This is a genomic window from Escherichia sp. MOD1-EC6162 (genome assembly GCF_002965125.1).
GTDB classification, from domain to species: Bacteria; Pseudomonadota; Gammaproteobacteria; order Enterobacterales; family Enterobacteriaceae; genus Escherichia; species Escherichia marmotae.
This window is the reverse complement of record NZ_PTSB01000018.1, coordinates 40320-64642: the sequence shown is the minus strand read 5'-3', so window position 1 is coordinate 64642 and position 24323 is coordinate 40320. Positions and strand designations below refer to the sequence as shown.

Annotated in this window: 30 protein-coding genes and 1 pseudogene; 18 read left to right on the top strand and 13 right to left on the bottom strand. The window is 41.9% G+C overall.

Features of this window, described 5'->3' with window-relative positions; genetic code table 11:
* Positions 1-39: 39 nt before the first annotated feature.
* The 4 genes from A9587_RS15655 to A9587_RS15640 all read left to right on the top strand — a co-directional run bounded on the left by A9587_RS15655 (position 40) and on the right by A9587_RS15640 (position 2519).
* Positions 40-570, top strand: a complete 531-nt coding sequence (locus tag A9587_RS15655) for a ProQ/FINO family protein (protein WP_032194282.1) — start codon at positions 40-42, stop codon at positions 568-570.
* Positions 567-854: a PerC family transcriptional regulator gene (locus A9587_RS15650; RefSeq protein ID WP_000581045.1), complete on the top strand. Its 288-nt coding sequence runs from the start codon at positions 567-569 to the stop codon at positions 852-854. The genes A9587_RS15655 and A9587_RS15650 overlap by 4 nt, the downstream gene beginning before the upstream one ends.
* 134 nt (positions 855-988) lie before the next feature.
* Positions 989-2131 (top strand): hypothetical protein, encoded by a 1143-nt coding sequence (locus tag A9587_RS15645; RefSeq protein WP_001044338.1) that lies wholly within the window; start codon positions 989-991, stop codon positions 2129-2131.
* A gap of 64 nt (positions 2132-2195) precedes the next feature.
* Positions 2196-2519: a hypothetical protein gene (locus tag A9587_RS15640; RefSeq protein ID WP_000654335.1), complete on the top strand. Its 324-nt coding sequence runs from the start codon at positions 2196-2198 to the stop codon at positions 2517-2519.
* A gap of 62 nt (positions 2520-2581) precedes the next feature.
* Here the strand turns inward: A9587_RS15640 and A9587_RS15635 are convergent, their stop codons facing one another.
* Positions 2582-2782 (bottom strand): hypothetical protein, encoded by a 201-nt coding sequence (locus tag A9587_RS15635; protein WP_047091673.1) that lies wholly within the window; start codon positions 2780-2782, stop codon positions 2582-2584.
* A 15-nt stretch (positions 2783-2797) separates the two neighbouring features.
* Between A9587_RS15635 and A9587_RS24740 the strand changes: the two genes are divergently transcribed.
* The 5 genes from A9587_RS24740 (at position 2798) to A9587_RS15615 (ending at position 5059) form a co-directional block, all read left to right on the top strand.
* Positions 2798-2965: a hypothetical protein gene (locus A9587_RS24740; protein ID WP_000788506.1), complete on the top strand. Its 168-nt coding sequence runs from the start codon at positions 2798-2800 to the stop codon at positions 2963-2965.
* A complete protein-coding gene (locus A9587_RS15630) occupies positions 2962-3234 on the top strand; it encodes a hypothetical protein (RefSeq protein WP_000773311.1) in 273 nt (90 codons plus the stop codon). Before A9587_RS24740 ends, A9587_RS15630 begins: the two co-directional genes overlap by 4 nt.
* A gap of 99 nt (positions 3235-3333) precedes the next feature.
* A complete protein-coding gene (locus A9587_RS15625) occupies positions 3334-3861 on the top strand; it encodes a hypothetical protein (protein ID WP_000930136.1) in 528 nt (175 codons plus the stop codon).
* Positions 3862-4245: 384 nt separating this feature from the next.
* Complete coding sequence (locus tag A9587_RS15620) at positions 4246-4827, top strand: hypothetical protein (RefSeq protein WP_000007757.1); 582 nt, start codon at positions 4246-4248, stop codon at positions 4825-4827.
* Positions 4828-4876: 49 nt separating this feature from the next.
* On the top strand, positions 4877-5059 hold the full coding sequence (locus A9587_RS15615) for a hypothetical protein (protein WP_000156295.1): 183 nt from the start codon (positions 4877-4879) through the stop codon (positions 5057-5059).
* A gap of 34 nt (positions 5060-5093) precedes the next feature.
* On the opposite strand, the gene A9587_RS15610 is transcribed toward A9587_RS15615, so the two are convergent.
* Positions 5094-5351 carry a hypothetical protein gene (locus tag A9587_RS15610; RefSeq protein WP_226474079.1) on the bottom strand — a complete coding sequence of 86 codons (258 nt, stop codon included), beginning with the start codon at positions 5349-5351 and terminating at the stop codon, positions 5094-5096.
* 602 nt (positions 5352-5953) lie between these two features.
* Between A9587_RS15610 and gapS1 the strand changes: the two genes are divergently transcribed.
* Positions 5954-7552 carry a GapS1 family protein gene (gene gapS1, locus A9587_RS15605; RefSeq protein WP_096935093.1) on the top strand — a complete coding sequence of 533 codons (1599 nt, stop codon included), beginning with the start codon at positions 5954-5956 and terminating at the stop codon, positions 7550-7552.
* Positions 7553-8343: 791 nt separating this feature from the next.
* On the opposite strand, the pseudogene A9587_RS24735 reads toward gapS1, so the two are convergent.
* Positions 8344-8520: pseudogene (locus A9587_RS24735) on the bottom strand (integrase); the annotation flags it as partial.
* A gap of 679 nt (positions 8521-9199) precedes the next feature.
* On the opposite strand from A9587_RS24735, the gene A9587_RS15595 reads away from it, so the two are divergent.
* Positions 9200-9814: a YagU family protein gene (locus A9587_RS15595; protein ID WP_001019913.1), complete on the top strand. Its 615-nt coding sequence runs from the start codon at positions 9200-9202 to the stop codon at positions 9812-9814.
* A 257-nt stretch (positions 9815-10071) separates the two neighbouring features.
* Here the strand turns inward: A9587_RS15595 and A9587_RS15590 are convergent, their stop codons facing one another.
* Together A9587_RS15590 and A9587_RS15585 are read right to left on the bottom strand one after the other, a co-directional pair.
* A complete protein-coding gene (locus tag A9587_RS15590) occupies positions 10072-10764 on the bottom strand; it encodes a substrate-binding domain-containing protein (RefSeq protein ID WP_105263618.1) in 693 nt (230 codons plus the stop codon).
* Positions 10764-11816 (bottom strand): ABC transporter substrate-binding protein, encoded by a 1053-nt coding sequence (locus tag A9587_RS15585; RefSeq protein WP_061090644.1) that lies wholly within the window; start codon positions 11814-11816, stop codon positions 10764-10766. Before A9587_RS15585 ends, A9587_RS15590 begins: the two co-directional genes overlap by 1 nt.
* 209 nt (positions 11817-12025) lie before the next feature.
* Between A9587_RS15585 and A9587_RS15580 the strand changes: the two genes are divergently transcribed.
* Both A9587_RS15580 and A9587_RS15575 read left to right on the top strand, forming a co-directional pair.
* A complete protein-coding gene (locus tag A9587_RS15580) occupies positions 12026-13093 on the top strand; it encodes a FecCD family ABC transporter permease (protein WP_001146466.1) in 1068 nt (355 codons plus the stop codon).
* A complete protein-coding gene (locus tag A9587_RS15575; protein ID WP_105263619.1) occupies positions 13090-13863 on the top strand; it encodes an ABC transporter ATP-binding protein in 774 nt (257 codons plus the stop codon). The genes A9587_RS15580 and A9587_RS15575 overlap by 4 nt, the downstream gene beginning before the upstream one ends.
* 156 nt (positions 13864-14019) lie before the next feature.
* On the opposite strand, the gene A9587_RS15570 is transcribed toward A9587_RS15575, so the two are convergent.
* The gene (locus tag A9587_RS15570; protein WP_105263635.1) at positions 14020-14697 is read right to left on the bottom strand and encodes a TetR/AcrR family transcriptional regulator; all 678 of its coding nucleotides are present in this window, start codon (positions 14695-14697) and stop codon (positions 14020-14022) included.
* Positions 14698-14842: 145 nt separating this feature from the next.
* Here A9587_RS15570 and A9587_RS15565 point away from each other — a divergent pair, with 145 nt between their 5' ends.
* From A9587_RS15565 to A9587_RS15555, 3 genes are all read left to right on the top strand, one after another.
* A complete protein-coding gene (locus tag A9587_RS15565) occupies positions 14843-15490 on the top strand; it encodes an O-methyltransferase (protein ID WP_105263620.1) in 648 nt (215 codons plus the stop codon).
* 88 nt (positions 15491-15578) lie between these two features.
* Positions 15579-16874, top strand: coding sequence for a prolyl oligopeptidase family serine peptidase (locus tag A9587_RS15560; protein WP_105263621.1), 1296 nt, complete (start codon positions 15579-15581; stop codon positions 16872-16874).
* A gap of 59 nt (positions 16875-16933) precedes the next feature.
* Entirely contained in the window at positions 16934-17611 is a 678-nt protein-coding gene (locus A9587_RS15555) for a tetratricopeptide repeat protein (RefSeq protein ID WP_001515804.1), read from the top strand.
* 94 nt (positions 17612-17705) lie between these two features.
* Here the strand turns inward: A9587_RS15555 and ykgO are convergent, their stop codons facing one another.
* The 5 genes from ykgO to A9587_RS15530 form a co-directional block, all read right to left on the bottom strand.
* Positions 17706-17846, bottom strand: coding sequence for a type B 50S ribosomal protein L36 (ykgO, locus tag A9587_RS15550; protein WP_000866436.1), 141 nt, complete (start codon positions 17844-17846; stop codon positions 17706-17708).
* Positions 17846-18109 (bottom strand): type B 50S ribosomal protein L31, encoded by a 264-nt coding sequence (locus A9587_RS15545; protein ID WP_000812360.1) that lies wholly within the window; start codon positions 18107-18109, stop codon positions 17846-17848. The genes ykgO and A9587_RS15545 overlap by 1 nt, the downstream gene beginning before the upstream one ends.
* A gap of 473 nt (positions 18110-18582) precedes the next feature.
* Positions 18583-18684 (bottom strand): small membrane protein YkgR, encoded by a 102-nt coding sequence (gene ykgR, locus A9587_RS15540; RefSeq protein WP_000662202.1) that lies wholly within the window; start codon positions 18682-18684, stop codon positions 18583-18585.
* A gap of 317 nt (positions 18685-19001) precedes the next feature.
* Entirely contained in the window at positions 19002-19253 is a 252-nt protein-coding gene (locus A9587_RS15535) for a DUF1471 domain-containing protein (RefSeq protein ID WP_105263636.1), read from the bottom strand.
* Between the two features lie 125 nt (positions 19254-19378).
* Positions 19379-20161, bottom strand: coding sequence for an SDR family oxidoreductase (locus tag A9587_RS15530; protein WP_105263622.1), 783 nt, complete (start codon positions 20159-20161; stop codon positions 19379-19381).
* Between the two features lie 148 nt (positions 20162-20309).
* On the opposite strand from A9587_RS15530, the gene A9587_RS15525 reads away from it, so the two are divergent.
* On the top strand, positions 20310-21203 hold the full coding sequence (locus A9587_RS15525) for a LysR family transcriptional regulator (RefSeq protein WP_000910707.1): 894 nt from the start codon (positions 20310-20312) through the stop codon (positions 21201-21203).
* 34 nt (positions 21204-21237) lie between these two features.
* Here A9587_RS15525 and A9587_RS15520 read toward each other — a convergent pair whose 3' ends face one another.
* Positions 21238-22227 carry an aldo/keto reductase gene (locus tag A9587_RS15520; protein WP_001172297.1) on the bottom strand — a complete coding sequence of 330 codons (990 nt, stop codon included), beginning with the start codon at positions 22225-22227 and terminating at the stop codon, positions 21238-21240.
* Between the two features lie 26 nt (positions 22228-22253).
* Positions 22254-23105 (bottom strand): aldo/keto reductase, encoded by an 852-nt coding sequence (locus A9587_RS15515; RefSeq protein WP_001195264.1) that lies wholly within the window; start codon positions 23103-23105, stop codon positions 22254-22256.
* Positions 23106-23355: 250 nt separating this feature from the next.
* Between A9587_RS15515 and A9587_RS15510 the strand changes: the two genes are divergently transcribed.
* Entirely contained in the window at positions 23356-24225 is an 870-nt protein-coding gene (locus A9587_RS15510; RefSeq protein ID WP_001515806.1) for an aldo/keto reductase, read from the top strand.
* Positions 24226-24323: the final 98 nt, after the last annotated feature.

Here is a 24323-nt window from a genome sequence, read left to right as displayed (position 1 = left end):
GTAGACAGTTGGTAGACAGTTGTAACGATGGGGCAAAGCATGACTAAGCTGACCATTAACAGAAAACCAAAAGGTATTTACGGCACGCCGCAGAAAACGACGCAGGCGGCACAGGAGCAGGATAAAACCACATCGGCGCATAAAGTGATGCCCGGTAACCAGAAAGCGCAGCAGAAGCCTACAGGGGCGACACCGTGGCGGCATATGACCAAACGCCAGCGCAAAAACCGCAGGCGCGTTAACCGCCTCACTGAGTTGTGGCCTGACTTATTCAGCCGGGAAGCACTGAAGCCGCTTAAGGTGGGGATATTCGACGACCTGATGCAGGATCTCGCCGTCAGGGGGCTGGCATTCGGGCCAGGGGCATTGCGTGCGACGCTGGCATCTTATGCGCAGTGTCCGCGCTATTACCGCGCCTTAATGGCTGGTGGGGTACGCTACGACCTGAAAGGCCAGCCGTGCGGCGAGGTGACACCACAGGAACAACAGGACGCAGAAACGCGGCTGGTGGCGCTGAATGAGAAGCGCAAACGCCAGCGCCGGGCAGCAAAGGAGACAATAGGCGCATGATTCACGACAGCAAAGCGGAAGCACTGGAAGCGCGTGGTCTGTACCGGAGAGCGGCGGCGCGGTGGGCTGAGGTCATCATGCTGGCGAATGATGACAAGGCACGGGAACAGGCGGCAAAACGTCGCGCGGAATGTATCCACAAGGCAGCACGCCCACCAGCAAGGCAGGATAATTTCGGGGAGATGCGCGAAACCATCAGCCGGGCACATGCCGGGATGGGATTACATCAGCCCAATGGTGAGGCATTCAGGAAATACCAAAAAAAGAACAATTGTAGTCAGTAACAGAGGATGGGATTCTCTTGGTTTTTTGTTGATGCTTTCTGAGGAAATCTACTACGTTGCTGAGCAGATGAATATTCAATTGCATCTGGGTTCCTGATAAGATTAATCTGAATATTTTCATTTGGAATAGGGATATGAATAAAACTTTAATTGCAACATTAGTCGGTATAGTAATGTTAACCGGATGTGGGCCAGAAGAGTTAACTCCAGAACAGAAACAGGAAGTAGCTGCTCTTAAAGCTGAACTGTCGCAAACGGAAGGTGAAATATCAGCAGCTAAGGAAGTTGACCAGCAGTTTTCTGGTGGGTTGATAAAAAATCTGACAACAGCAAGACTGGAAATATTAGGAACTAATAAAGCGCTTTTGGAACAGCGTATTAATGCTATTGAATCAGGTGCCAAAATTGATGTTGTTGTATCTGGAGTAAAACCTGATCCTGAGCTTGCGGCTTCAATTAAAACTGAAATTGACAGCTTAGATGCAAAAATCAACGAAGCCAAAGCTGATGCTCGTCAGTATAGTGGTGGTCTGATAAAGGTACTAAAATTATCTACTGTTGCCACTGAAGAGCAGACCATGGCAATGTTGCAGCAAAAGTACCTCACAGCCAAGTATGGCCTCGCTGAAGTTAAGCTGGCATCAGTACAAGCTAATGACGCAAAAAACAGTACTGAAACGGAAGTAACAGCCAAAAATTCCCAAGAGCAACTTCCTTTACTCCCGCCAGCGGATGGTCCGTTTGGCTTAGAAGCCGGTCTTACACAGAAAAACATCGAAGATATGATCGGTGCTAAGCTCAAGCCACTACCAGACAGTGTGAATCTGTATACTTCTGATAAATTACCGAAGCAAAACGCAGATTTTGAAATGTATGGTTTGCTGATCTCCCCGAAAGCTGGTTTATGTCAAATACGGGCTTTAGGAAAAAATATTGATACTGATAGCTATGGATTGGCTCTTAAATCCAAGTTTGAAGAATTGAGTAATTCTTTAAGTTCTCTGTATGGAAAGGCTGATACTACAGACTTTTTGCTGGCTGGTTCAATTTGGAAAGATCCTCAGGACTGGATGAGGGGGCTAAACAAAAAAGAACGCTTCTTATCTGCCACATGGAAGGGAACAAAAGAAATACCATTAAAAAACAATATTGATACTATATCTATTGAGGCCAGAGCGAACAATTCCACTCAGGGATATGTCTATCTGCAGTACTCATTTACAAATGACGAAATTTGTCAGGCAGAAATTGAAGGGGCGAAAAAAAGTTCCCTTTAAACAATCCGTGCAAAGCCCCTTAGTAAGGGGCTTTTATATATTAATGTTCAACGTGGGGGATTAGATGAAAGATAATCTAGCAAAACTAATTGAAAATACTTTAAAAGATATTCTATTAGCTAATGCTGCTCTAACATTCATTTTTGCAATACCAATGGCTATTATCAGTAGGCATGGGATGGGCATCACAATCTGGTTTATAACTGTGCTCATTGCACCTGCTCTGTGTGCAGTAGGTGCATGGCTTGTATCTCGAACATCCGGCCATGCTGAGGAGTTCTTTCATCGTCGGTGGGCTAAGCGAATTTATGTTTTTTATACTCTTGCGGCTGCCGAGTTTTTGCTTGTGTACTCAATCGCGCAAATAATGAAAAATCTGATGAAATAATTAACAAGTTATTATCATGGAGCTTGTGGCTGTTAACCTGCAGTGAGGCGACAATCGTGTATTTATAAAAACTTCCCCTTTTCACTCCCCGCTGCTTCTTCTGCTATTGCCTTTATGTTTGCATGCACCAACATCTGCCATACCTTTGCAGAAAAATCAGAGCATTCAGTGCCGAAGGTTGGTTTATTGATGCTTTTCGTTTCATTTATTGCAATTGTCTCTGGTATCATTTCAATTTGTGCAATAATTGCAATTATTGTCATTCAGAAGGGATCATCATGAAAAATCACGGAGTAAAGCCAGTTTTACTTTCCCGGAGGCAGATCGAAGCCCTGCAACGCATCCAGGACGAAGAGCGTCAGAAATCTGTGCTTGGTGTGGCACCGTCGATTCATGTTATCGCTCGGCAACTGATGGATAAGGCACTTAAAGAGGTGAGACTGTGAAATTAAATATCAGAGTGGATAAACGCCAGCTATGGCAGAAAAAAGAGAACAGCGAGGCATTCAGGGCGTTGCTGGTGGAAAATCTTCAGCATCGGTTCAGTGGAGAGTTGCCTGATGCTCTAGGGAAGAAACTGGAATCCCTGACGGTGGAAATTGGCGATTATGGCTTTGTTGATGTTGAAAGCACGACTGCCAACACAGAAATCGTAAAACAGGTCGTCAATGATGTAATGAAAACCACGCTTAGCCAGCCATCCTGGCGCAACTGAATCAGTAAGGGGCGGTTATTGCCCCTTTCCTCCATACCCACAACGCATTCCCTTTCCGCATGAAATTATTTTTTATCGTATATGCATGAGGTGAGCTACATGTTGATGAGTAAAGCCGAATACGCCAAATACAAAGGCGTAAGCCGCCAGACAGTTTACGACTGGCTCGAGAAAGGCGAAGTGGTCATGTCCGGTAAAAAAATTGATGTGGAAGCGACAGAGCAGCGGAACAGCCCACCAGCACAGGGGAAAGACACCATTTCTGAAATGTGGCCAGAAAGAACGCTGGAAATGACATGGGGCGAGTTCTGGAAAGCAGTTAAGGCCAGAGACGGTAAAATTCCTGCGCCAGTAACGGACGAGGGCATACAGCAGCGTGTGCTGTATGCAGCCGGGGAATTAGGCTGGGAAGTGCACTTTCTTGATGATGGTGCTATCTGCCTTGAGGATGATGAAGGGCAGCATTACTTTGAAAAATACAATTTGCGAGGTAATGCCAGGCTGGCAATTCGTATGCTGCGTTGCGAACTCTGCTATGTTGCAGGTGATTATCCCGATGAACCGGAATCATGGAGTGAAGCCGGGTTAAACGCCCTGGCTGAGTGGGAAAAATCAGACCATCAATGACATCAAAAAGTGTCAAGTTGAGCAGCTTGCCAGCTTGCCAGGTTGACACTTTACACTCTGAACGCGAAAAAGTGTCAACCTCGCTGTAAGCCCCGCAATTACTGGGTTTGTGCCAGATTTACCACGTCAAAAAGCCGAAAAAACCGCGAAAAATGTCAAGTTGCCATGCTTAGAAATGCTAAGGTTTTTCGCGAAAAAGTGTCAAGTGTGTCAACCTGCGATATTAAGATTTATTAAGGTCTTAAGCCGGAAAGTGTCAACCAGCCCCCTAAGATTTCCTAAGGTGTGATTGGACGTGCTGTAACCTTCTTGTCGCAATGTGGATGAATGACTATAGTGCTGGTAGCTTTGACAGCAGAATCAGATTACTGAAGGAAATGTGTGATGAGTTTTTTTAGTCTTTATGGGAAAGAACTATTTTCTTTTTTTATAACGATTTTAACATGGATACTGAATAACAGATTTAAAAGCAAGGCAAAGTTATCCTATGGTTATCAGCATGGATTTACTTTTCTTCTCAATGAACCCTTACGGAATGCCAATGGTGAGGTAATATCTAATTCACAGTTGGTGTATACACGATCTATTATTCTTGTTAATGAAGGGCGAGAAAGTGCTACTAATATCTCATTGGTTTTTAACTATAAGCCAATGCATATTAATTTTTGGCCTGTCCACCATTTTGAAGAAAATATTGAACAGGATGGTCGCTATATTATCAAGTTTGAAAGCCTTGCACCTGGTGAGTCTATTCAATGTGAAATATTATCAATAAATAGAGAAGTTCCAAGTATTCTATCGATAAGATCTAAAGAGTGTGTGGCTGAGCCAGTGAATATCGTGATGCAAAAATCGATTAGTAATATTGCCCTACGTTGCTATCAATTATTAATACTTCTTGGAACTGGCACATTAACATATTTAATTATCGTTATTCTGCAATGGTTAGTCACTAAAACGGGATAATCCATTGTATTGAACTTATTAATTGGATATGAGTGCTGATAGGAAACCTATGACCATCACCGAAGCCGATATGCTGGAGATGATCCGCAGCATTGCCGGAATCAAACAACCAGCAAGCAAAATTAACAGGTGTTCAGCGCCTGTTTCCGTTGTGCTGCAACAGGAACGCCACCAGCGGCGGGAAAACGAAAAGGCGTACCAATGGACGAAGCCAAACAAGTTACGGCGTTAATTAGGGATGCGGGCTGGGATAGCCCGCATTTTGCTCACAGCTTGTTATAAATTTTTCCAGCGAAGTCATGAACCGCCTGAGGAATATCCGACGGCGTACCTAGCATTGTTGGCGCATCGGAAACAAAGAACATGATCGCTTCTTTGATTTCTTCGAAAGATGGGGTAGGGGTAATGCGCTTGAGATTTGAAACAGCCCGTCGGAACTCCGCCGTATCCATTGGATGCCTGCTAAACCACGTTGGACTAGAAGCCCAACATTTTACTGCTTCTTTCACCTTAGTGTTCATCATTTTTCCTTTTGCTTATTACCATACAAAGCATGTGGAAAGAGAAGATTAACATGGAAAATATGGGGTTGGTGAGCAAATGGTACTGGTAGCCCGTCGACATCTATCAGCATGATGATGTGAGGCCGTATCAGTGGCGGAAACCGAACAGGCTGCGACGGTGAGCGGGGCGTTATAGTAAGCCAACAGCCAAGCCAAACATTAAGCCTAAGGGTAGGGCTTTTTTGTGGCTGGTGGCGTAATGCCAACATTGTTACATGATGTTTTGAGGTATTATCTGCATGTTCGTGGTGAGGAACCACCAGAACTGATGAGCTTTTGTTTATGCATGTACTGCATGAAAACTGTCCTATAAAGTGGGGGGTAGGTGTGCTGAGGAGAACATTGTGAGCTACGCCAAATTAAATTGTGTCGGGGGTGAACAAGTTTCTTGATAGGTGTCAGTAGGCACCTATAGTTATAGGCTTCTTCAATTTTGTGTGCACAATATTTTGTATTGATTGGGGATAGGGTTGCACGCAAAATTAAAAAATGTATATTTATTAACGTGTATTTGATAATTTTTAAATAAAATATTTCTCTATGTTTATCATAAAAGGTTTTTTATGAGCGTGGCAATAAAAACAATGACACCAGTGTCATATTCTATAAAAGTTGATGCGATTAAGAAAAGATTGTCATATTTTAGTGATGTTTCTTTTTTGAGAAATTTTTATGAACACTTCCAAAAAGTAAGGGATGTCGAGGTGGGTATTGTTTCCAATTTCCCTTGGTGTTGCTATCTGGCAATGAAATGGAAGTTTTGCATGAAGGAAAAAAAGCCTGCAAAAGAAATGAGTAAAAATGATTTTGTTGATATTATCAACTTAATCTATAACTTGCAACTAGAAGCATCTAATTTAATCGTTGATGATAAAGTTATGCTAAGCCTTAGACGAATGGTGATAAATCAGTTGCTTTATCAATCAACTGATAAATTTAATGCCAATTCATTAACAAGACAGTATATTTGGTATTGCTTGAATGATGAATCATATTATAAAGATAAGTTTTTAGAATGTACTGGTTTACATTTGGAAAACTATTACAAAATGGCATGTTATTTTACCGCTATTTCATGTATTAATCCTGATATAGAATCAGAGGTTATTCCATTTAAACACTTGATAATAAACTTGGTTCCGATATTTGGTCCGGAACAAGTGAAAAGATTTTTGGAATTAACATGCTTAAAAATTGATGGTGTGAGAGATTTTATTGCCCCATATAAATTGGATAAAAACATTACCGCTGAGTATTATGAAGATACACCATTCCTCAGTAAACCAATGTTTTTAGATGGCGATGGTGTAGTGATATTATGCAAAAGAATCATGAAGTCAGGGTTTGTCAACCTAGTTCCAGAATTGTTCAAGCAGGTCTATAAGGAATCTTATAAAGAAAAATTTGGTAAGACGATGGAACTTTATATTTCTCGCTTTCTTGATAAGTACAATTATAACTTTAAGACTGAAAGGGAGGTTAAGAGGATTTATAGTGATAATGCAATAAAAAATTGCAAGTCCGTAGATTTTGTTATTTCAGAGGGAGATTCAATAGTTTATATTGACTCGAAGGCAATAGAGCCTGCAAAGTTCGTTAAAACATCTAATAATGCTCAGTTGCTAAAGGAAAGGTTGAATAAGAGTTTTATTAAAGGGATTTATCAAGGTCAGGAATGTGCTTTTAACTTAAATAAAATAGAGATGAGAAAACCATCTTCGAAAGATTCAATGTTAATTGTGGTGCATCGGGATCATCATATATCAAATGCAATGGTTGTGCAGGATTTTATTAACCCTGATTTATCAACTGAGTTATCTGAAAAATATCATAGTATCCCCATTAATCTAAAAAGAATTTACTATATAACAATTGATGAGTTCGAATTATTACTTATGATGTGTAAACAGAAAGAACTATCTATTAATGAGTTTATTGATATGTGTGTGGAAAAAGATTCATTCCCTCATACTCAGAAGTCTAATCTAAGCATGCACATATATGAATTTGCACCAGAGGGTATTGATGATGATCAATTGATTGTAAAAGGAAGAGACTTACTGATTGATGATGTTATTGAAAATATGAAAGAGAGTGCATCAAAATGGTCTGGGAAAGTTGATATGTATCTTAAAATAAAAGATTATATTTTTAATTGGTAATTAAGCAAGGGTGTTATTATCAACACCCTTGCTCATAGTCTTACAATATTAAAAGTTGTGTTTTTTATTTATATATTTTATTGCCCATCAAGCTATTAATTCATCTCGTTGTTTGAGATAGGTTGAGCATTTGTATTTTTTTATCAATTTTTTCTGTATGAGCTTAAGCAGCTTCAATAATATCTGCGTTAAATTACGCTTCATTCAGAGACGTGCTTGCTATTGACATGTAATCCATGTGCAACAAGATTCCTGCCATAACTTATGCGTTTCAGATCCGAATCATGGACTGCTTTAAGTCATTTTTGTAGGGAAAACATGTTCACATGTCAGCACTGATTTGTTTCATCATATCCACTATCTCGAATTTCTGTGTCGATAGATGAATGCAGACGGAAATATGTGAATTTTGTGCACGCTCTGCTATTAAGCGAAAACGAGCGTGGGTATATCAACTAATAATTGCCCTCATTAACATAGGTGGTGGCGGGTATAATCTCTGTAACCCAGTTGTTCGTGACTACCCACCTCGTCAAATTTTCACACCCGCGAAATAAAAAATACTTCACGCTAGTGGTTATCCTTGGGCATCCACCAGCCCTTCATCATTGCCTGCCGGTGAGGCTGAGGCTCGAAGAAAAAGAGTGCTAGATAGTCGATTTTTGCCTGGTTTGGGATAAGGGAAAATTTATTGGGGGTACTTTTGGGGGTATCTATAAAAATGAAATATGAAAATATCATTAAATATCAATGTATTTGTTGTTTATGTTTTGTTCCTATTATCGCACCATTTAAATCAATAAATTATCTTGCTTTAAGTAAACCACGTTCTCCTCTTGTGCCGTATTTGTGTCATTGCGGCTTATAATTGCGTCGATTTTGCTCGCGTGTCCGGTGAGATGCCTGGCTGAAAGGTGAGCATATCGACGAACCATTTCGATAGACTCCCAGCCTCCCATTTTCTGCAACGAAGTCTGTTATCAATACAAATTCAACAATCAGCCTTTGTGCTTCATGAGACTCCATCCAGCGGAGCCGTTTATTCTTCGGCTGAGACACTTTTATTATTCGTGCACTATCCGGCATCCCGGCTCAGTAACAAGGATACTCGGAAAAATGCACGTCATGCATGGGGCTGATGGTTCATAATTCACCAATACTGCTTATAAAAATCACAACAAAACCGCAGCAATACCATTTTTACCACCTGCGGCAGGTTGGTGACCTTTCAGTGGTATGTGTGTTGAATGGTTAGCAATTCTTATTAATTTTCCTGTCTGTTTAAATATTAGCAGTCAGATAAAATATAACCAGAAAAGATTAACTATTGTAGTTTGTAACAGTCGGATAAGTGATAAGTTACGGTTATTTTGAATTATTTTTATTGTCTGTGTAATTTTTAGACTTTGCATAAAAAAAAGCCCACCGTTGAGGTGGGCAAAAGGAATGATTAATTATCTCTGAGAGAAACATCATACTCTCTTTACTATATTTAACATGAAAATGTGGAGAAATTATGGAGTATACGTTATCAGGTTATTAAATAACCTATTATCAATACAAAACAATACAGTTCTTTACATTCTCATTATTTTTATGAATACTCCTAAAGAGGTGCTTTAACGTAATGAAATAAACAGGGTAAGTATGAATATATTTGAGCAAACTCCACCGAACCGTAGACGTTATGGTCTTGCTGCATTTATCGGGCTGATTGCTGGCGTTGTTTCAGCATTTGTTAAGTGGGGAGCAGAAGTCCCATTGCCGCCACGTAGTCCGATTGATATGTTTAATGCAGCGTGTGGTCCGGAATCATTAATCAGGGCGGCAGGACAAATTGATTGCTCCCGTAACTTTCTTAATCCTCCGTATATTTTTCTTCGGGATTGGTTGGGACTGACAGATCCAAATTCGGCGGTTTATACCTTCGCCGGGCATGTCTTTAACTGGGTTGGTGTAACGCACATAATCTTTTCGATAGTTTTTGCTGTTGGTTATTGCGTAGTCGCCGAAGTATTTCCCAAAATTAAACTTTGGCAGGGCTTGCTTGCAGGCGCTTTAGCACAACTTTTTGTTCATATGATTTCATTCCCTCTAATGGGACTTACACCACCTCTTTTTGATCTTCCGTGGTATGAGAATGTCTCTGAAATTTTTGGACATTTAGTATGGTTCTGGTCTATTGAAATTATTCGTAGAGATTTACGAAACAGAATTACTCACGAGCCTGATCCTGAGATCCCTTTAGGTTCAAACAGATAACGAATTGAATGATAAAAATGGCGCAGATATAGCGCCATTTTTATAGATCAAAGCCGTGGCTTTATTCTTCTTTTCATACGTCTACATCGCCATTTACTTTCTCCTGGACTATGCAGGTATCAATACGCATACTGGGTAAAACTGAGATTCATAAAGTTTCACATATTTTGGGACAGGGTGTGGAAATGCAGTTATGATGAATTAACTGATTTATTTATATAATGGTATTTATAGTTTGTAATGCGAAGAGTGTAGGCTCAACGTGATGACATAAACCCATGTTGCTCAAGTATCGCCCTGGCATCTGGCGAAACTAAAAAGTTGCAAAGTGGCCTGGCTTTCTCGGTCAGACAGGCAAATCCATAGATAGCAATCGGATTATAAGGTTCAGGTATTTCTATAACTTTTACTGATTCAATTGATTGTAAGCCGGGAGCGTAACTGGCATAACCTATGAACAAATCGGTATAATCATTTTCAATTAGCCACTGCGCGGCTATCACATTTTTTGGAAGAGGTAATGAATTTCTTCCCCCCACCAATGCAACCGCTCGTTGTCTTATTTTTACTCCAACACTACCCATATTTTCAAAAAGCTGGTGAGTGTAATCACCAGCGGGATCACATCCCGCGGTTGATGTCCCGATTCGCAACGTTTCCCTGTTTAATAAAGAATACCAATCGTCATTTTCATTAAGTTTATTCGCCCGAACATACAGGCACAAACGATTATAGGCAAAAGGTTTAATACACAAAGCATGTCCTGTGGCCATTAACACTTGCGGATGAGCCATATTCGCTGATGCAAAAAGATCACATCTCTCACCCGCTTCAATACGTTCCCTCAATATACCTGCTGGACCAAAGTCACAATGAACATTATCATCCTGAAATCCCAATATAAGTGATTTCCATACCTGGCGTAAACTACCCGCAGCAAGTACACGCATTATTCTTCACCTTGATAATTAGTACGGTAAAACTTTCTATACCAGTCATTGGCTATTTTATGCATATCGATATCATTGAATTTTTCAGGATACAGTTTTTTCGCCATCCACAACTCTCCAATACCCATAGCCTCGGGCATCGGATAACCCCATGCTTTTGCATACTCTGGCATCAAATAAACACGATGATTTTTGACAGCATCTATTACCTGCCATTGCGGATTTGACCGTATTTCATTCACCACGCCAGGGTAGCGATTTTGCACAAAAATTACCTGAGGATTCCATGCAATTACTTGTTCCATTGAGACTTGTTTGAACCCTTTAATGGTGGACGCGGCGACGTTTACTGCACCGGCATGTTTCATCATTAATCCTGTGTATTTTCCGGAACCATACGTTGTCAATTCTGGATTAGCCATATAGGCACGAATACGCTTTTCTTCGGGTAGATTCTGCAGCCGCTCACTCACAATATTACGACCATTTTCAGTGGCCTTGATTAACGCTTTAGCCTCTTCAGGCTTATTGATGATATTGCCTATCAGCATAATCCCTTCATATAACCCTTTTACGTAAGCCTGTTCTTCATCAGCCATTGTTGGATTAAGTTTATTCTTCTCTCCCTCGTCATCGTGCCGCAAAGAAATTGCTACTGCTGGAATTCCAAGGCTACTGATTTTGTCGATCATTTCTTGCGGCGCATAATTGGTGACAAAAACGACCTGTGGATGCAAGGCCACCAATTTTTCAGCATCGACATGGGTTAAATCTCCTAATGATGCCTTGCTGACTAATTCTGGTGCAAGACGTGCATAATTGCTGCCAAGTTGCTGTTTCCAGTTTGACATAACACCCACGATTTTATCGGTGGCATTCATCTGCACTAAAAGATTCAAAGTTTGATGTTGAAGTACAACAATACGATCAACTTTGTCGGGTACTTTCACCTCACGACCAATCTGATCGGTGAAAGTTCGTTCAGCTTGCGTAGTAAATGATAAAGAAAGCAAAAAAATCATTAATAAAAACAACTTATTATTTATTTTCATATTCCATCACACTAAAAATCGGTATATAAATGGTTATATACCGAAATGGTAACACCAGTCAGGCGCTGGGAAAAGTGATTCGGGGATATTTTTGATGTGGTTATATGAAGAGAATGTGATTTTTATTTGTTCAGCAGAAACTTTCAATTCAGTTATCTGTAACCCCAAAGACGTATTGCCAGAATAGCAGAGATAAAGGAGTCGTTACGTTGCCGTACCTCATCTATTCACAATCACCTGATGCGATAGAGTATCAGTACCACCAACTTGTCCGTAAACGAATTATATTGATTTCAATAATAACACTGGCGACACTTTTCTCACTATTTCTGGATATTATTCTGGGTTCTTCCAGTTTGTCAGTCAGTGAGTTATGGCACGCATTAGTGCATCCATTTAGCTCTGATACCAGCATCCAGGTCATTGTTTGGGAAATCCGATTACCCTACGCCTTAATGGCTTTGCTGGTTGGCATGGCTTTGGGACTCGCGGGCGCAGAAATGCAGACGATCCTCAACAATCCATTAGCCAGTCCCTTTACACTTGGGGTTTCCTCTGCGGCGGCATTTGGTGCAGCTCTGGCTATTGTCCTGGGGATCGGTATTCCTGGTATATCGGCAACATGGTTTGTTCCAGCAAACGCTTTTATATTTTCTCTTCTGTCAGCTTTATTACTCGATAGCATGTCTCGTTGGCTAAGAATAGCAACTTCGGGAGTGATTCTTCTGGGTATCGCATTGGTATTCACATTCAATGCACTTGTGGCAATGATGCAGTTTATTGCGGATGAGGATACTCTCCAGGGACTGGTATTCTGGACAATGGGCAGTCTGGCTCGTGCATCCTGGAGCAGACTGGGCGTTTTATTAGGCGTGTTTATCATTGTTTTTCTATGGTCATTTTCTCGCTCATGGCAACTTACAGCATTGCGCATGGGAGAAGAGAGGGCTATGGGGTTTGGTATCAATGCTTATCAACTGCGTCTTTCTTCCCTGTTACGTATAAGTTTACTTGCTGCATTGTCGGTAGCCTTCGTTGGTCCGATTGGTTTTATTGGTCTTGTCTCTCCGCATATTTCCCGAATGCTATTTGGTGAGGAACATCGTTTTTATCTGACGGGAAGCACATTAACTGGAGGTCTGGTGCTCTCTCTGGCTTCAATTGCCTCGAAAAGTATTATTCCTGGTGTCATTATCCCGATTGGTATTGTCACATCACTTGTTGGTGTTCCATTATTTATTAGTATTATTCTGCGTTATCGCAGGAGTTTGTTATGAAAGGCCTTTCACTGCATAAATTAAACGCGGGTTATCAGAAAAAAAACGTAATATGTGATCTTAGTTTATCTGAACTTCCTCGCGGAAAAATAACCATCATTCTGGGGCCAAATGGTTGTGGAAAGTCGACGTTGCTACGTGCCCTGGCGGGGCTGAATAAGGTTAGCGGTAATATATTTCTTGATGGGGTCAACCTTATGCAGATGCCATTTTCAGCCCGTGCCGACAGTACAATATTTCTACCACAGTTCTTACCGCATGACGTGCATTTGAATGTGCTGGAATCTATTTTTGTTGCTCTGCGTGCTTCAAAGATAGGGAGCATAGATGAAAAAACACAATCAATAGCTATTCTCAGACAACTAGGAATAGAACATCTGGCCTTTTGTTATCTGGATCAATTATCCGGAGGTCAGCGGCAACTGGTTGGGCTGGCACAATCATTGGCCCGAAATCCATCTATATTACTACTGGATGAGCCACTGAGTGCATTGGACTTAAACCACCAGTTTCATGTTATGGATTTAGTCAGAAGCGAGACAAGGAGTCGCAATATAGTCACAGTTATGGTAGTTCATGATATAAATATCGCATTACGATACGGTGATTATGTCGTCATGCTAAAAAAAGGGAAACTTATTGCCAGCGGAAATCCAGAAGAGGTCATTACGCCAGAGAATCTGGCTAGTGTATATCATATTCGTGGACGGATAGAGCATTGTTCTCAGGGCTTGTTACAACTTATTGTCGATGGTGTTATTCCGGATTAGCAACGCGTATTAAATATTTTTCATCCTGCGCCTTCCGGCGCTTTTCGACACTTTCATCAGTCAGATTGAGTAAACCGGTTTCATCTTTGATGGCAGATTATTTGTATAAAGTATGAGTGCTACCTCGTAATTTGCATAAAAAACGTCCATCAAATGCTATGGATGAGCAGGCTCAGTTTTGATCCCTTGTATAACGGTTTCGATACGTTCTTTTATTTCCTCAAGTTGCTGCTGACGACCTTCAGGTGTTAGTGTCTGATCTTCATTAACGTCCAAAACCCATCGACGAGGAATTAATGCGCCAAAAACAATATCCATTAGCATCCCCGCGCAATTACCCGTGTTTTTAACAGCAATACGCCCTTGAGCTTGTTGAATATCCAGCCATTCTATTAACAGTTCTCTTGAATGAAGCGTTTTAGTGGCATATAAATAGTCTGAAAGCTCTGGAAAAAGAATTGATTCACGTGTCATTAATTTTAAGAGTGCTTCTCTCTCTTTAGCTTCTTCCTGACCTATATCTAATCGGAATATGCGAAACAGAGTTTCATTAATAGGAAGCACCTCGTTTTCCGGTCTTGGAAGATCGAGGAACAGGGTTTTATATTCTTTAATTACTTCAGAAAAAATTTCCTTTTTATTACTGAATACTTCATAAATTGTTCTTTTTGATACTTTTGCCCGACGAGCAATTTCTGTGGTTGAGGTTTGGGCAAAACCAAGCTCAATGAAGGCACTATACGCACCAATAACTATTGCTTTCTTACGCTCATCAAGTCCCGCACTTTTGGGTCTTCCCCGTCGCACCGGTGTACTCACTTCGCTCTTGTTCATCAAAGACATTTACTCCTGTATTCATTTTTGGTACTTGACCAGTACCAAAAATGGTATCACTATACCAACAACATAAGCAATGATCATAACATGGTGTATGAAAACAACCAGGTAACATCACTTCATAAAATACAGGTCCTTATTTATGAGTCGATTAAATAATAGCATCAGCCCCATTCGTGATCCCCAGGTTATACGTGTTCTGGAACGCATGAATAATGAACGTAAACATCCCCCGCAGGAGATGTTTCGCGAAGCTCCTGTACTTGATCCTGAAAAATTTTCCGGTTATGGCTTTTCCATAGCCCCAGAGCAGGGGGAACTTATCTACTTACTGTGCCGGGCAATGAAAGCCACTCGTGTTGTGGACTTTGCAACTTCTGTAGGTATGTCAGCACTCTATTTTGCCGCTGCGATGAAAGATAATGGTGGCGGACTGGTGATTGGTTCTGAAATGGTTCGGGAAAAGGCTGAAGTCGCGTCCCGAAATCTGGCAGAGGCTGGTCTTACGTCTTTTGTTGATATTCGTGTCGGTGATGCGAGAGAAACGCTGAAAGATCTCGGTGGTCCTGTCGATTTTATTCTTATTGATGGTTTCCCTCTTGCTGATGGCCCAAGTCTTGCTCGTCAGGTTACTGAGGTTGTTGCGCCGCAGCTACGAGTGGGAGGATATATATTAAATGATAACGCAGAACCAGATTTTTTATCTTATGTTCGTGATCCACAGAATGGTTTCATTTCTATAACATTACCGATAAAACGAGGTACAGAGTTAGCACTGAAGATAAGTTAAATATAAGTGCGAATGATAAAGTTGAAAAATCATAGTCCTTGTTCATACTGATACTCATCTACTTTTTATCAGAAGTAAAGGGGCATTTATGCCGACGCGCAGAGAGTTTTTAATTAAAAGTGTTGCGGGTGCTTTAATTGTTTCAATGCCTCGCATTGTATTTGCAAACACAAATAACAAAGCAATAAATGCTACAGCTATTACACAAGTTTTTGGTGACGGAGTTCGACTTATTGCGATCGCTGTAGAATTTGAAAAACCTATAAACAAGGAAGAACTTTCAACAATAGAGTTTAGTGTAAAAAATTATCACATCAATAAAACATTTGTCAGCCAGTCAACAGCTTTGGTTGAAGCAAAATCAGGTAAGTACGCGATACTTGAACTGGAACACAGCAAACCACAAAATGAATGGCAAGAAACTATAACGGATCCAACAATACAAAAAGCAGCGCCCAAACAAGGGCAAGGTAAACCTACCTGGGTTGCAGGAGAAAAACTAAACCAAACAATTAAATATAAAGATGCTTCTGCTGTTGTCGTCACACAAAATACTACACTGGAAACTAACGCCGTTTCAAACCTGGTAGTGGATAGTTTTAGACAAGATGAATATAAAGATAAAGAAAGCGGGAAAATACTAAAATATAATTTCTTTATTCCTGAAGAACAAAATAAACCATTACCACTGGTTCTTTTTATGCATGATGCAGGGGCTACCAGTGCACAAGTTACAACGACTCTGTTTCAGGGGTTAGGCGCAGTAATTTGGGCAGAACCTGAAGAGCAAATGAAACGCCCCTGTTATGTTTTAGCTCCTCAATATAATGAAATCATTGCTGATGATGACTGGCGTACCTCAACATTGCTTGATACAACAATAAATCTTGTTCAGTATTTGGTAAAAGAATATAAAATAGATCCTGTGCGTATTTATGTTACTGGTCAGTCAGGGGGATGTATGCTGGCCATCGCCATGAATATTAAATATCCTGATTTTTTCACAGCAAGTTACCTGGTTGCAGGAAAGTGGGATGCGGAACAGGTTGCTCCAATAGCTAAAAACAAATTATGGTTTATGGCCTCAGAGGATGATTCAGGAGCTTTTCCCAGCTTCAACGCGATTACTGAACGTCTTGAGCAATTTGGCGGAAAGGTTTCTCGCGCGGCATGGAATGGCCAGTGGGAGCCTGAGCAATATCGATTTGCTGCCGACACTTTGTTTGAAGAACAAACTAATATCCGTTATACCGTTTTTATAAAAGACAGTGTATTTGATGAATACTCTTCGCGAGAAGGGGCAAGTGGGCATCGTAACACATGGCGTATTGCTTACAGCATAGAACCTATTCGCGAATGGTTATTTAACCAACGTAAACAATAAAAAATAGACCAGACTGTCATCAGGTAACGTGTTGGCAGTCATTTTTGCCGAGAGACAGAATGAAGACATTATTATTTGTAATTCTATTTTTTTCTGCATCTGTATATGCAGATACGGCATCAAAAATGAATTTTGATGAAATACTTACACGCTCTGCTCAAGGAGATGCAGAAGCACAAGCCAGATTGGGGGAAGCATACCTAAATGGAAACTACAATCAAACGGTGAATTACGCTCAGTCTTTTAAATGGTTGACGAAATCAGCAGCCAGCGGAAATCCCCGAGCGAAACTGGATTTAGGGATTTTATATCTTAATGGGTATGGCGTACCGTTTGATTATGCCAAAGCCTTAAGCCTTTTTGAGCAAGCTGACTTAGCGGGAGAAATGAAAGCTGCACGTTATCTTGGGATTATTTATGAAAGAGGATTAGGCGTTTCTCAGGACTATAAAAAAGCAGCGGAATATTATAAGAACGGCGATAAACATAATGATATTACGGCGCAGTATCGTCTGGCGAAACTTTATGAGCAAGGTTATGGTGTAGAGCGCGATTACCAAAAAGCGATAAACCTTTATCTTAAACATATCAACAGAATGGATCATATCACTGCCCCCAGTTTTGTGGCTTTAGGTGATATTTATTCACTGGGATTGGGCGTCGAGAAAAATCCCCAACTGGCTGAAAAGTGGTATCAAAAAGCAATTGATGCAGCTAATACACAGCGTCAGCAGTAGGTGAGTTAATGCTGGCGTACTGAATACACCAGCATTAATCAGGCATGATTATGCGACCAGCCAGACAAGTATTGTTGAACCTTCGAACTCAGAGTTAACGCTTTTTCTTGCGCCCCTGAACAGCCTTAAAACGGGGATTAGATTTACAAATAACATATAGCCGTCCTTTTCGCTTCACAATCTGACAGTCTGGGTGGCGTTCTTTTGCTGTGCGCAGAGAGTTAAGGACTTTCATCATGCCCCCTTTTTCGTGCTAACAAAACGACCAAAACGCTGGGTAAATCGCGCCACATTTCCTTCTGATGAAACGGATCTCAGTTTCCCGGTATAGAACGGGTGTGATTTTGAAGAGACATCAATCGTTACATACGGATACGTTACGCCATCCAGTTCAATCTCACGGTCTGTTTTGATAGTGGAGCCAATTTTAAAGTACTCATCAGCACTGGTGTCGTGGAACACCACGGTACGATATTCAGGATGGATATTTTGTTTCATTACTTCTTCCTGTTACGTTATAACATAACAATAAAGATACATTCTCGTCCAGATAATTTCAACAAAATCCTATGACCACCTGGATATGCGGGATTCCTGCAGCTAACCGAACGTGCCGGAAGTGAGAGATGTTGTTGGCTATCGTTGGTAACGGCACTATTCAGCAGCCGAACTGCTGATTTACGACGCGACCCGCGGAGCAGTATGAAAGCATTTGAGAATGTGGGTAAGCTCTGCTTTACCGGCTGATTATTTATCACACAGCCAAAGTAGCAATTTAGTGAACCAACATGCGCATTGGGTAACTAAAATGCTGACTCAATGCGCAATCTCTTTCAGTGCGGCACAAATACGGTTTTTTTAAGCTTCCCTTTGAAACAGTACAAATACCTCTCCCACAGGCATAGCTATTATGAAGGAGGTAGAATATACATATATTAAATATCACCTAAGGGAATTGTTTTTTGATGTAATTAATAGAAGTGGAGGAATAAATAGGCATATTCTACAATTGCAACAAAAACAACAATATTAATCAGTTTATTACTGATTTCCTGTATCTTATTCTCTTTCATTGGTATTTCCTCGCTTTAAAAAGAGCGCACCTCATAAGCGCCTTGTATATAGATAGCGAGTTTGGTCAACCAATTTTTTGAGGTGTATCACAAATTTGAAAAGATGTATTACATCAATTATTACTAATCGCACAAAAGTGATCCATATTCGACACCTGAAATTGGCCCTGAAGATTACTCTGCTCTTCTTGTAATATCCCCGCGTAATTGTGCTATTCACATTTAGAGAGCACCGTATTTACAGCCCGCAGAGGCTGTATTTTCGCCGTAAGGGCAAGTCATGGAATCGATGCTCATGATAAACAGTCAGTTACTATTTACTTATAGATTTCAGCAACACCATGCAGTTTGTTATTCCCAGTCGTAGACAGGATTTTGAACGACGTTGCTCCTTGCTCATCAGCTTTACGAGAAAGCGCATTTGATACCTCATCAAGCGTCAGGGCATTACTGACTGAAACTACACCAATCTTTTCTTTGCCATCTGCATGACGAATCTCCTTAGCAGCAGATGCGGTATTTACCGAAATGAATCCCATGAATAATGCAGTAATTAGTAGTGCTTTCATATCTGATACCTGTTTTGAACGATATATTTGGAAGTTGACGAATATCAGGAGGAGCCTCCTCCTTCTTGATATGTAAATATACAGTTCTAAGCTGTCATAAGACTGACTGTCATATGACAACGTTGTCAGATTTTTGATTTTTTTGAATACAGATTCAGGTCGTTAATAATGCATTCCGGTTCTTCAGTAAGGGGCATATTGTTTATATCGAAAACCCCATCATTTTTTTGTGGATTATCACTTTGCAACTCTGCAAACAGAGGGGTGAGATCCTGCTGTGCTTCTCCTCGCTCTGCGACCAGTTCGAACGTTTTATTTTTTGCTGCATCGTTGCTCAGAGCAGTTACCAGAACCTGGGCGATTTGTTCCCGGGAGATAACACCATCTTCCGGTGTTCCCGCATGGCGTCTATCCCCCTGAAGCATAACGATTCTGTGCTCATCATCATTGTTGTAATCAAACCAGCCGGGTCTGACGATAGTGTAGGTATGCCCACTGGCTCTGACCAGGCGTTCAGCTCGTCTTTTCCAGTCATGAACTTCAGTACGTTGATTCCAGCTACTGAGGCGCTCAGTAACGCCAATTGTTGTCATCAGGGCGATGCGAACAGGTGTAGCCATGAATCTTCGCAAAATGTTACGTACACCGCCGTAATCTATCGCTCTGGCACCAATACGTCCCTGACCATCGGAGCCAAGTGTAAAAATGATGGCATCAATATCTTTCGGTAAATCGGTGAGTGTTTCAGGTATTGAAACATCGCCATAGAAAATATCTGTTCCACGAGGGAGTAATTTGATTTTCCGCCGATTCCTGACCAGAGCCACGGGCTGATGGCCCATTGCAATAGCAGTATTCACAACATGAATGCCAATGCTTCCTGTCGCTCCTGCAACGAGTATTTTCATGATAAACCTTCTGATAATTCAGCCTTATTTTCGATACAGCCAGAATATCAATTATCATTATTGTCAATAATGGGGCTAAAATGATTGTGTCTATGAACACCCTTCATGAGTGCGTTTTGAAGGGAATGCTTCTACAAGGAAATTGCCAATGCTCAAAGAAAACTTCAACGAATTGCAAATATTTCTTGTGGTGGCAAGGGAGCGAAGTTTTACCAAAGCCGCGGGCAAACTCGGTGTTTCTCAGTCTGCTCTCAGCCATGCGATTAAGGCGCTGGAGGAAAGGCTAAATATCCGCCTCTTAACCCGAACTACCCGCAGCGTGGCTCCCACGGAAGCAGGGGAGAGAATAATTGCCTGTCTTGAGCCTCGTATTGACGAGCTTGAACAGGAGCTGGAATCACTTATTCAACTGAACGGCACGCCCTCCGGGAATATTCGTTTATCTGCCGGGGAACATGCTGCGCGCAGTCTGGTCTGGCCGAAGCTAAAACCGTTCCTCAGGGAGTATCCCGAAATCAATGTTGAACTGGTGGTAGATAACGGTTTTGTCGATATTGTTGAAGGCCGCTTTGATGCCGGGATCCGTCTGGGTGAAAGTGTGGATAAAGATATGATTGCCGTGAAGATTGGACCTGATATGCGGATGGCCGTGGTGGGAGCACCGGCGTATTTTGCGGCTAATTCCTTACCAGAAACGCCTCACGATCTACAAAATCATCAGTGTATCAATATGCGTTTGCCAACTGCCGGTGGAATTTATCACTGGGAGTTTGAGCGAGAAGGCAAACCGTTACGGGTCAGAGTTGATGGGCAACTGACGTTTAATCTGCTGCCAGAAAGAATTGATGCAGCATTATCAGGATTTGGTATCGCCTGTGTTCCCGAAAACTCGGTTCAGGATTATGTAAAGTCAGGCGAACTTATTCAGGTTTTACAGGAGTGGTGTCCTTCTTTCCCTGGATATTATCTTTACTATCCCAGCCGTAAGCAGCACCCGCCTGCTTTTGCGCTGTTGATCGATGCACTTCGCTACTCGGAATAACGGGTCCGCATTTTGCTGTGGACCCGTTTGGGCATCAACGACCTACGCGTGCCTGGTGCTCAGGCGAGTAACGTTCACCGACGATTTTAATTGTTTCCAGTGCCTGGGTTATCTGCTGTGTATCTTTCTGCGAAAGAATAATGTCGACAGCGCCCAGGTTTTCTTCCAGCCGGTGCAGTTTAGTGGTGCCCGGGATGGGAACAATCCACGGTTTTTGTGCTAACAGCCAGGCCAGTGCAATTTGGGCAGACGTTACCCCTTTCTCTGCAGCCAGCTCACCCAACAACGTGACCAGTTTTTCATTGGCTTCAATGGCTTGTGCAGCGAAACGCGGTACGGTGCTGCGGTAATCATCCTTACTAAAAGTTGTCCCTGGTTTAATTGACCCCGTCAGAAAACCTTTACCTAATGGGCTGAATGGCACAAAACCAATTCCCAGCTCCTCCAGCAACGGCAGAATTTCCTGCTCAGGCTCACGCCACCACATGGAGTATTCGCTTTGCAGGGCGGTGACAGGTTGTACTGCATGTGCACGACGAATGGTTTGCGCACCCGCTTCGGACAGACCGAAATGTTTGACTTTACCTTCTGCGATAAGGTCTTTCACCGTTCCAGCAACGTCTTCAATCGGGACATCTGGATCGACACGGTGTTGATACAACAGGTCAATAACATCTGTCTTCAGACGGCGTAATGATCCTTCAACGGCTTCACGGATATGTTCCGGGCGGCTGTTTAAAATCTGCTGCTTATTATCATCACCGAAGGTAAAGCCAAATTTAGTGGCAATCACCACGCGGTCACGAAACGGTTTTAAGGCTTCGCCAACAACTTCTTCATTCAGATACGGACCATACACTTCGGCGGTATCGAAGAAGGTAACGCCACGTTCAACGGCAGCGCGAATGAGTTCGATAGCCTGACGGGTATTTGTTGCCGGACCGTAGCCGTAGCTCAAGCCCATGCAACCGAGTCCAAGGGCGGAGACTTCGAGTCCGGATTTACCCAGATAACGTTTTTGCATTGAATGAATACCTCTTTTATCGCGGCTTAAACATCAAGTTTGCGGCCAGTCAGCCATTCCACCATTGCGGGATCGCGGTGAGAGAAGAACGCGCTGGTTGCAGTATCAAGGGCAGTAATCTGCAGCATATCTTCAGGACTGAGTTCAAAATCAAGAATGTTAATGTTTTCTTCCATGCGTTCTTTTCGTACTGATTTCGCCAGCGAAACGATGCCTCGTTGGTAGATCCAGCGCAAAACAACCTGACCCACGCTTTTGCCGTATTTCTTGCCTATTGCCGCCAATACAGGATGCTGGAACAGACCATTTTTACCTTCCGCAAACGGTGCCCAGGCTTCTGGCTGAATACCACGACTTTGCATCCACGGAACGGCCTGTAATTGCTGGTTGAAGGGGTTAACTTCAATCTGGTTCACCGCCGGAACGACTTTATTAAAGGCGATAAGGTCAGCCAGTCGGTCAGGGTGGAAGTTACTGACGCCAATAGCGCGGATCTTGCCTGCCTGTTGCAGTTCTTCCATGGCGCGCCAGGCACCGTGGACATCGCCGTATGGCTGGTGAATCAAATACAGGTCAACGTAATCAAGTTGCAGTCGATTCAGTGAGCGTTCGAACTGGGCTTTGGCACCTTCGTAATTCGTATCCTGCAACCAGAGTTTAGTGGTGACAAAGAGTTCGTTACGCGCAATACCACTTTGTTTTAGCGCATTCCCAACCTGGGTTTCATTCTGATATGAAGCGGCGGTATCAATCAGGCGATAACCGGTGTCAATAGCGTCAATAACCGCTCTTTCGCATTCGGCGGCATCTGTCATCTGAAATACACCAAAACCCAGCAAGGGCATTTCAATACCGTTGTTCAGTTTTACAGTTTGCATGGTGTTACCTCCCGTTATTGTTCACGGGAAGCATAACGTAAAGGGAGTGATGAGATTAGACGGAAGGATTTGTCAGGGGCTATGAACAAAATTCATTAATCCGCCAGAATGCAGATTTGAATGGCCTCGTAACCAGGTGGGTCTATTTTATTAATGAATTATCTGCATAAGTGAAATCACAATTTGCATACTAATCGGGAGTTGTATTTTAACTTAGAATAATGATCCATACGTGATGGAGGTGCTTACCGTGGAATTTTCTGTATTAAGCAACAATCTTAAAATGCCGATGGTCGGTTTTGGGGTTTTTCAGGTTACCGATAAAGAAGAGTGTAAACAGTCGGTGTTGAGTGCTATCCGGACAGGTTATCGTCTTATCGATACTGCTGCGGTATACGGTAATGAAGATGCTGTCGGTGAAGCGGTTCGTGAGGCCATTTCGGAAGGTCTTTGTACCCGAGAGGAATTATTTATTACCTCAAAACTTTGGGTACAGGACATGGTCGATCGCGATACAGCAAAAGCAGGAATCGAAGCATCGTTAAAAAAATCGGGCCTTGAATACTTTGATCTCTATTTATTGCACCAGGCAATGCGCGATTATTTCAGTGCGTGGCGCGCCCTGGAAGAGGCTTATGATGAGGGGAAACTGAAAGCGATTGGTGTTTCCAACTTCTATCCTCATGTATTAGCAAATTTTTGTGAAACTGTCAGAGTAAAACCAATGGTAAACCAGGTGGAACTGCATCCCTATTTTGCTCAACCTGAGGCGCTGGCAACGATGAAGTACTATAATGTGCAGCCTGAAGCCTGGGCTCCATTAGGCGGTGGAAGACATAAGCCATTTGAAAACAAAATGCTTCAGAGTATTGCAAATACTCACCAGAAATCGATTTCTCAGGTAATCCTGCGCTGGAATATTCAACGAGGCGTAGTTGTTATACCGAAATCGACTCATCAACACCGTATTGAGGAAAATTTCGCCATCTGGGATTTTTCCCTGACAGATGAAGAAATGGAACAAATTAGTTCACTCGATTTAGGCTATGTTGGCGAATCCGTAAAACATTTTAATCCTGAGTTTGTTCGTGGTTGTCTTGGCGTAAAAATACATGACTGATTTTAGTATTTGTTGAGCTATATCATTTGGATGAGGATGTTTTATCTGAGCGTACAGGCTTTATTTTATAAAGTAGTCACATTCAGACAATATGGCTT

Excerpts from the sequence above, each read along its gene's own strand:
- A9587_RS15655 (WP_032194282.1), top strand. The coding sequence starts at position 40 with ATGACTAAGCTGACCATTAACAGAAAACCAAAAGGTATTTACGGCACG.
- A9587_RS15650 (WP_000581045.1), top strand. The coding sequence starts at position 567 with ATGATTCACGACAGCAAAGCGGAAGCACTGGAAGCGCGTGGTCTGTAC.
- A9587_RS15645 (WP_001044338.1), top strand. The coding sequence starts at position 989 with ATGAATAAAACTTTAATTGCAACATTAGTCGGTATAGTAATGTTAACC.
- A9587_RS15640 (WP_000654335.1), top strand. The coding sequence starts at position 2,196 with ATGAAAGATAATCTAGCAAAACTAATTGAAAATACTTTAAAAGATATT.
- A9587_RS15635 (WP_047091673.1), bottom strand. The coding sequence starts at position 2,782 with ATGACAATAATTGCAATTATTGCACAAATTGAAATGATACCAGAGACA.
- A9587_RS24740 (WP_000788506.1), top strand. The coding sequence starts at position 2,798 with ATGAAAAATCACGGAGTAAAGCCAGTTTTACTTTCCCGGAGGCAGATC.
- A9587_RS15625 (WP_000930136.1), top strand. The coding sequence starts at position 3,334 with ATGTTGATGAGTAAAGCCGAATACGCCAAATACAAAGGCGTAAGCCGC.
- A9587_RS15620 (WP_000007757.1), top strand. The coding sequence starts at position 4,246 with ATGAGTTTTTTTAGTCTTTATGGGAAAGAACTATTTTCTTTTTTTATA.
- A9587_RS15615 (WP_000156295.1), top strand. The coding sequence starts at position 4,877 with ATGACCATCACCGAAGCCGATATGCTGGAGATGATCCGCAGCATTGCC.
- A9587_RS15610 (WP_226474079.1), bottom strand. The coding sequence starts at position 5,351 with ATGATGAACACTAAGGTGAAAGAAGCAGTAAAATGTTGGGCTTCTAGT.
- gapS1 (WP_096935093.1), top strand. The coding sequence starts at position 5,954 with ATGAGCGTGGCAATAAAAACAATGACACCAGTGTCATATTCTATAAAA.
- A9587_RS15595 (WP_001019913.1), top strand. The coding sequence starts at position 9,200 with ATGAATATATTTGAGCAAACTCCACCGAACCGTAGACGTTATGGTCTT.
- A9587_RS15590 (WP_105263618.1), bottom strand. The coding sequence starts at position 10,764 with ATGCGTGTACTTGCTGCGGGTAGTTTACGCCAGGTATGGAAATCACTT.
- A9587_RS15585 (WP_061090644.1), bottom strand. The coding sequence starts at position 11,816 with ATGAAAATAAATAATAAGTTGTTTTTATTAATGATTTTTTTGCTTTCT.
- A9587_RS15575 (WP_105263619.1), top strand. The coding sequence starts at position 13,090 with ATGAAAGGCCTTTCACTGCATAAATTAAACGCGGGTTATCAGAAAAAA.
- A9587_RS15570 (WP_105263635.1), bottom strand. The coding sequence starts at position 14,697 with ATGAACAAGAGCGAAGTGAGTACACCGGTGCGACGGGGAAGACCCAAA.
- A9587_RS15565 (WP_105263620.1), top strand. The coding sequence starts at position 14,843 with ATGAGTCGATTAAATAATAGCATCAGCCCCATTCGTGATCCCCAGGTT.
- A9587_RS15560 (WP_105263621.1), top strand. The coding sequence starts at position 15,579 with ATGCCGACGCGCAGAGAGTTTTTAATTAAAAGTGTTGCGGGTGCTTTA.
- A9587_RS15555 (WP_001515804.1), top strand. The coding sequence starts at position 16,934 with ATGAAGACATTATTATTTGTAATTCTATTTTTTTCTGCATCTGTATAT.
- ykgO (WP_000866436.1), bottom strand. The coding sequence starts at position 17,846 with ATGAAAGTCCTTAACTCTCTGCGCACAGCAAAAGAACGCCACCCAGAC.
- A9587_RS15545 (WP_000812360.1), bottom strand. The coding sequence starts at position 18,109 with ATGAAACAAAATATCCATCCTGAATATCGTACCGTGGTGTTCCACGAC.
- ykgR (WP_000662202.1), bottom strand. The coding sequence starts at position 18,684 with ATGAAAGAGAATAAGATACAGGAAATCAGTAATAAACTGATTAATATT.
- A9587_RS15535 (WP_105263636.1), bottom strand. The coding sequence starts at position 19,253 with ATGAAAGCACTACTAATTACTGCATTATTCATGGGATTCATTTCGGTA.
- A9587_RS15530 (WP_105263622.1), bottom strand. The coding sequence starts at position 20,161 with ATGAAAATACTCGTTGCAGGAGCGACAGGAAGCATTGGCATTCATGTT.
- A9587_RS15525 (WP_000910707.1), top strand. The coding sequence starts at position 20,310 with ATGCTCAAAGAAAACTTCAACGAATTGCAAATATTTCTTGTGGTGGCA.
- A9587_RS15520 (WP_001172297.1), bottom strand. The coding sequence starts at position 22,227 with ATGCAAAAACGTTATCTGGGTAAATCCGGACTCGAAGTCTCCGCCCTT.
- A9587_RS15515 (WP_001195264.1), bottom strand. The coding sequence starts at position 23,105 with ATGCAAACTGTAAAACTGAACAACGGTATTGAAATGCCCTTGCTGGGT.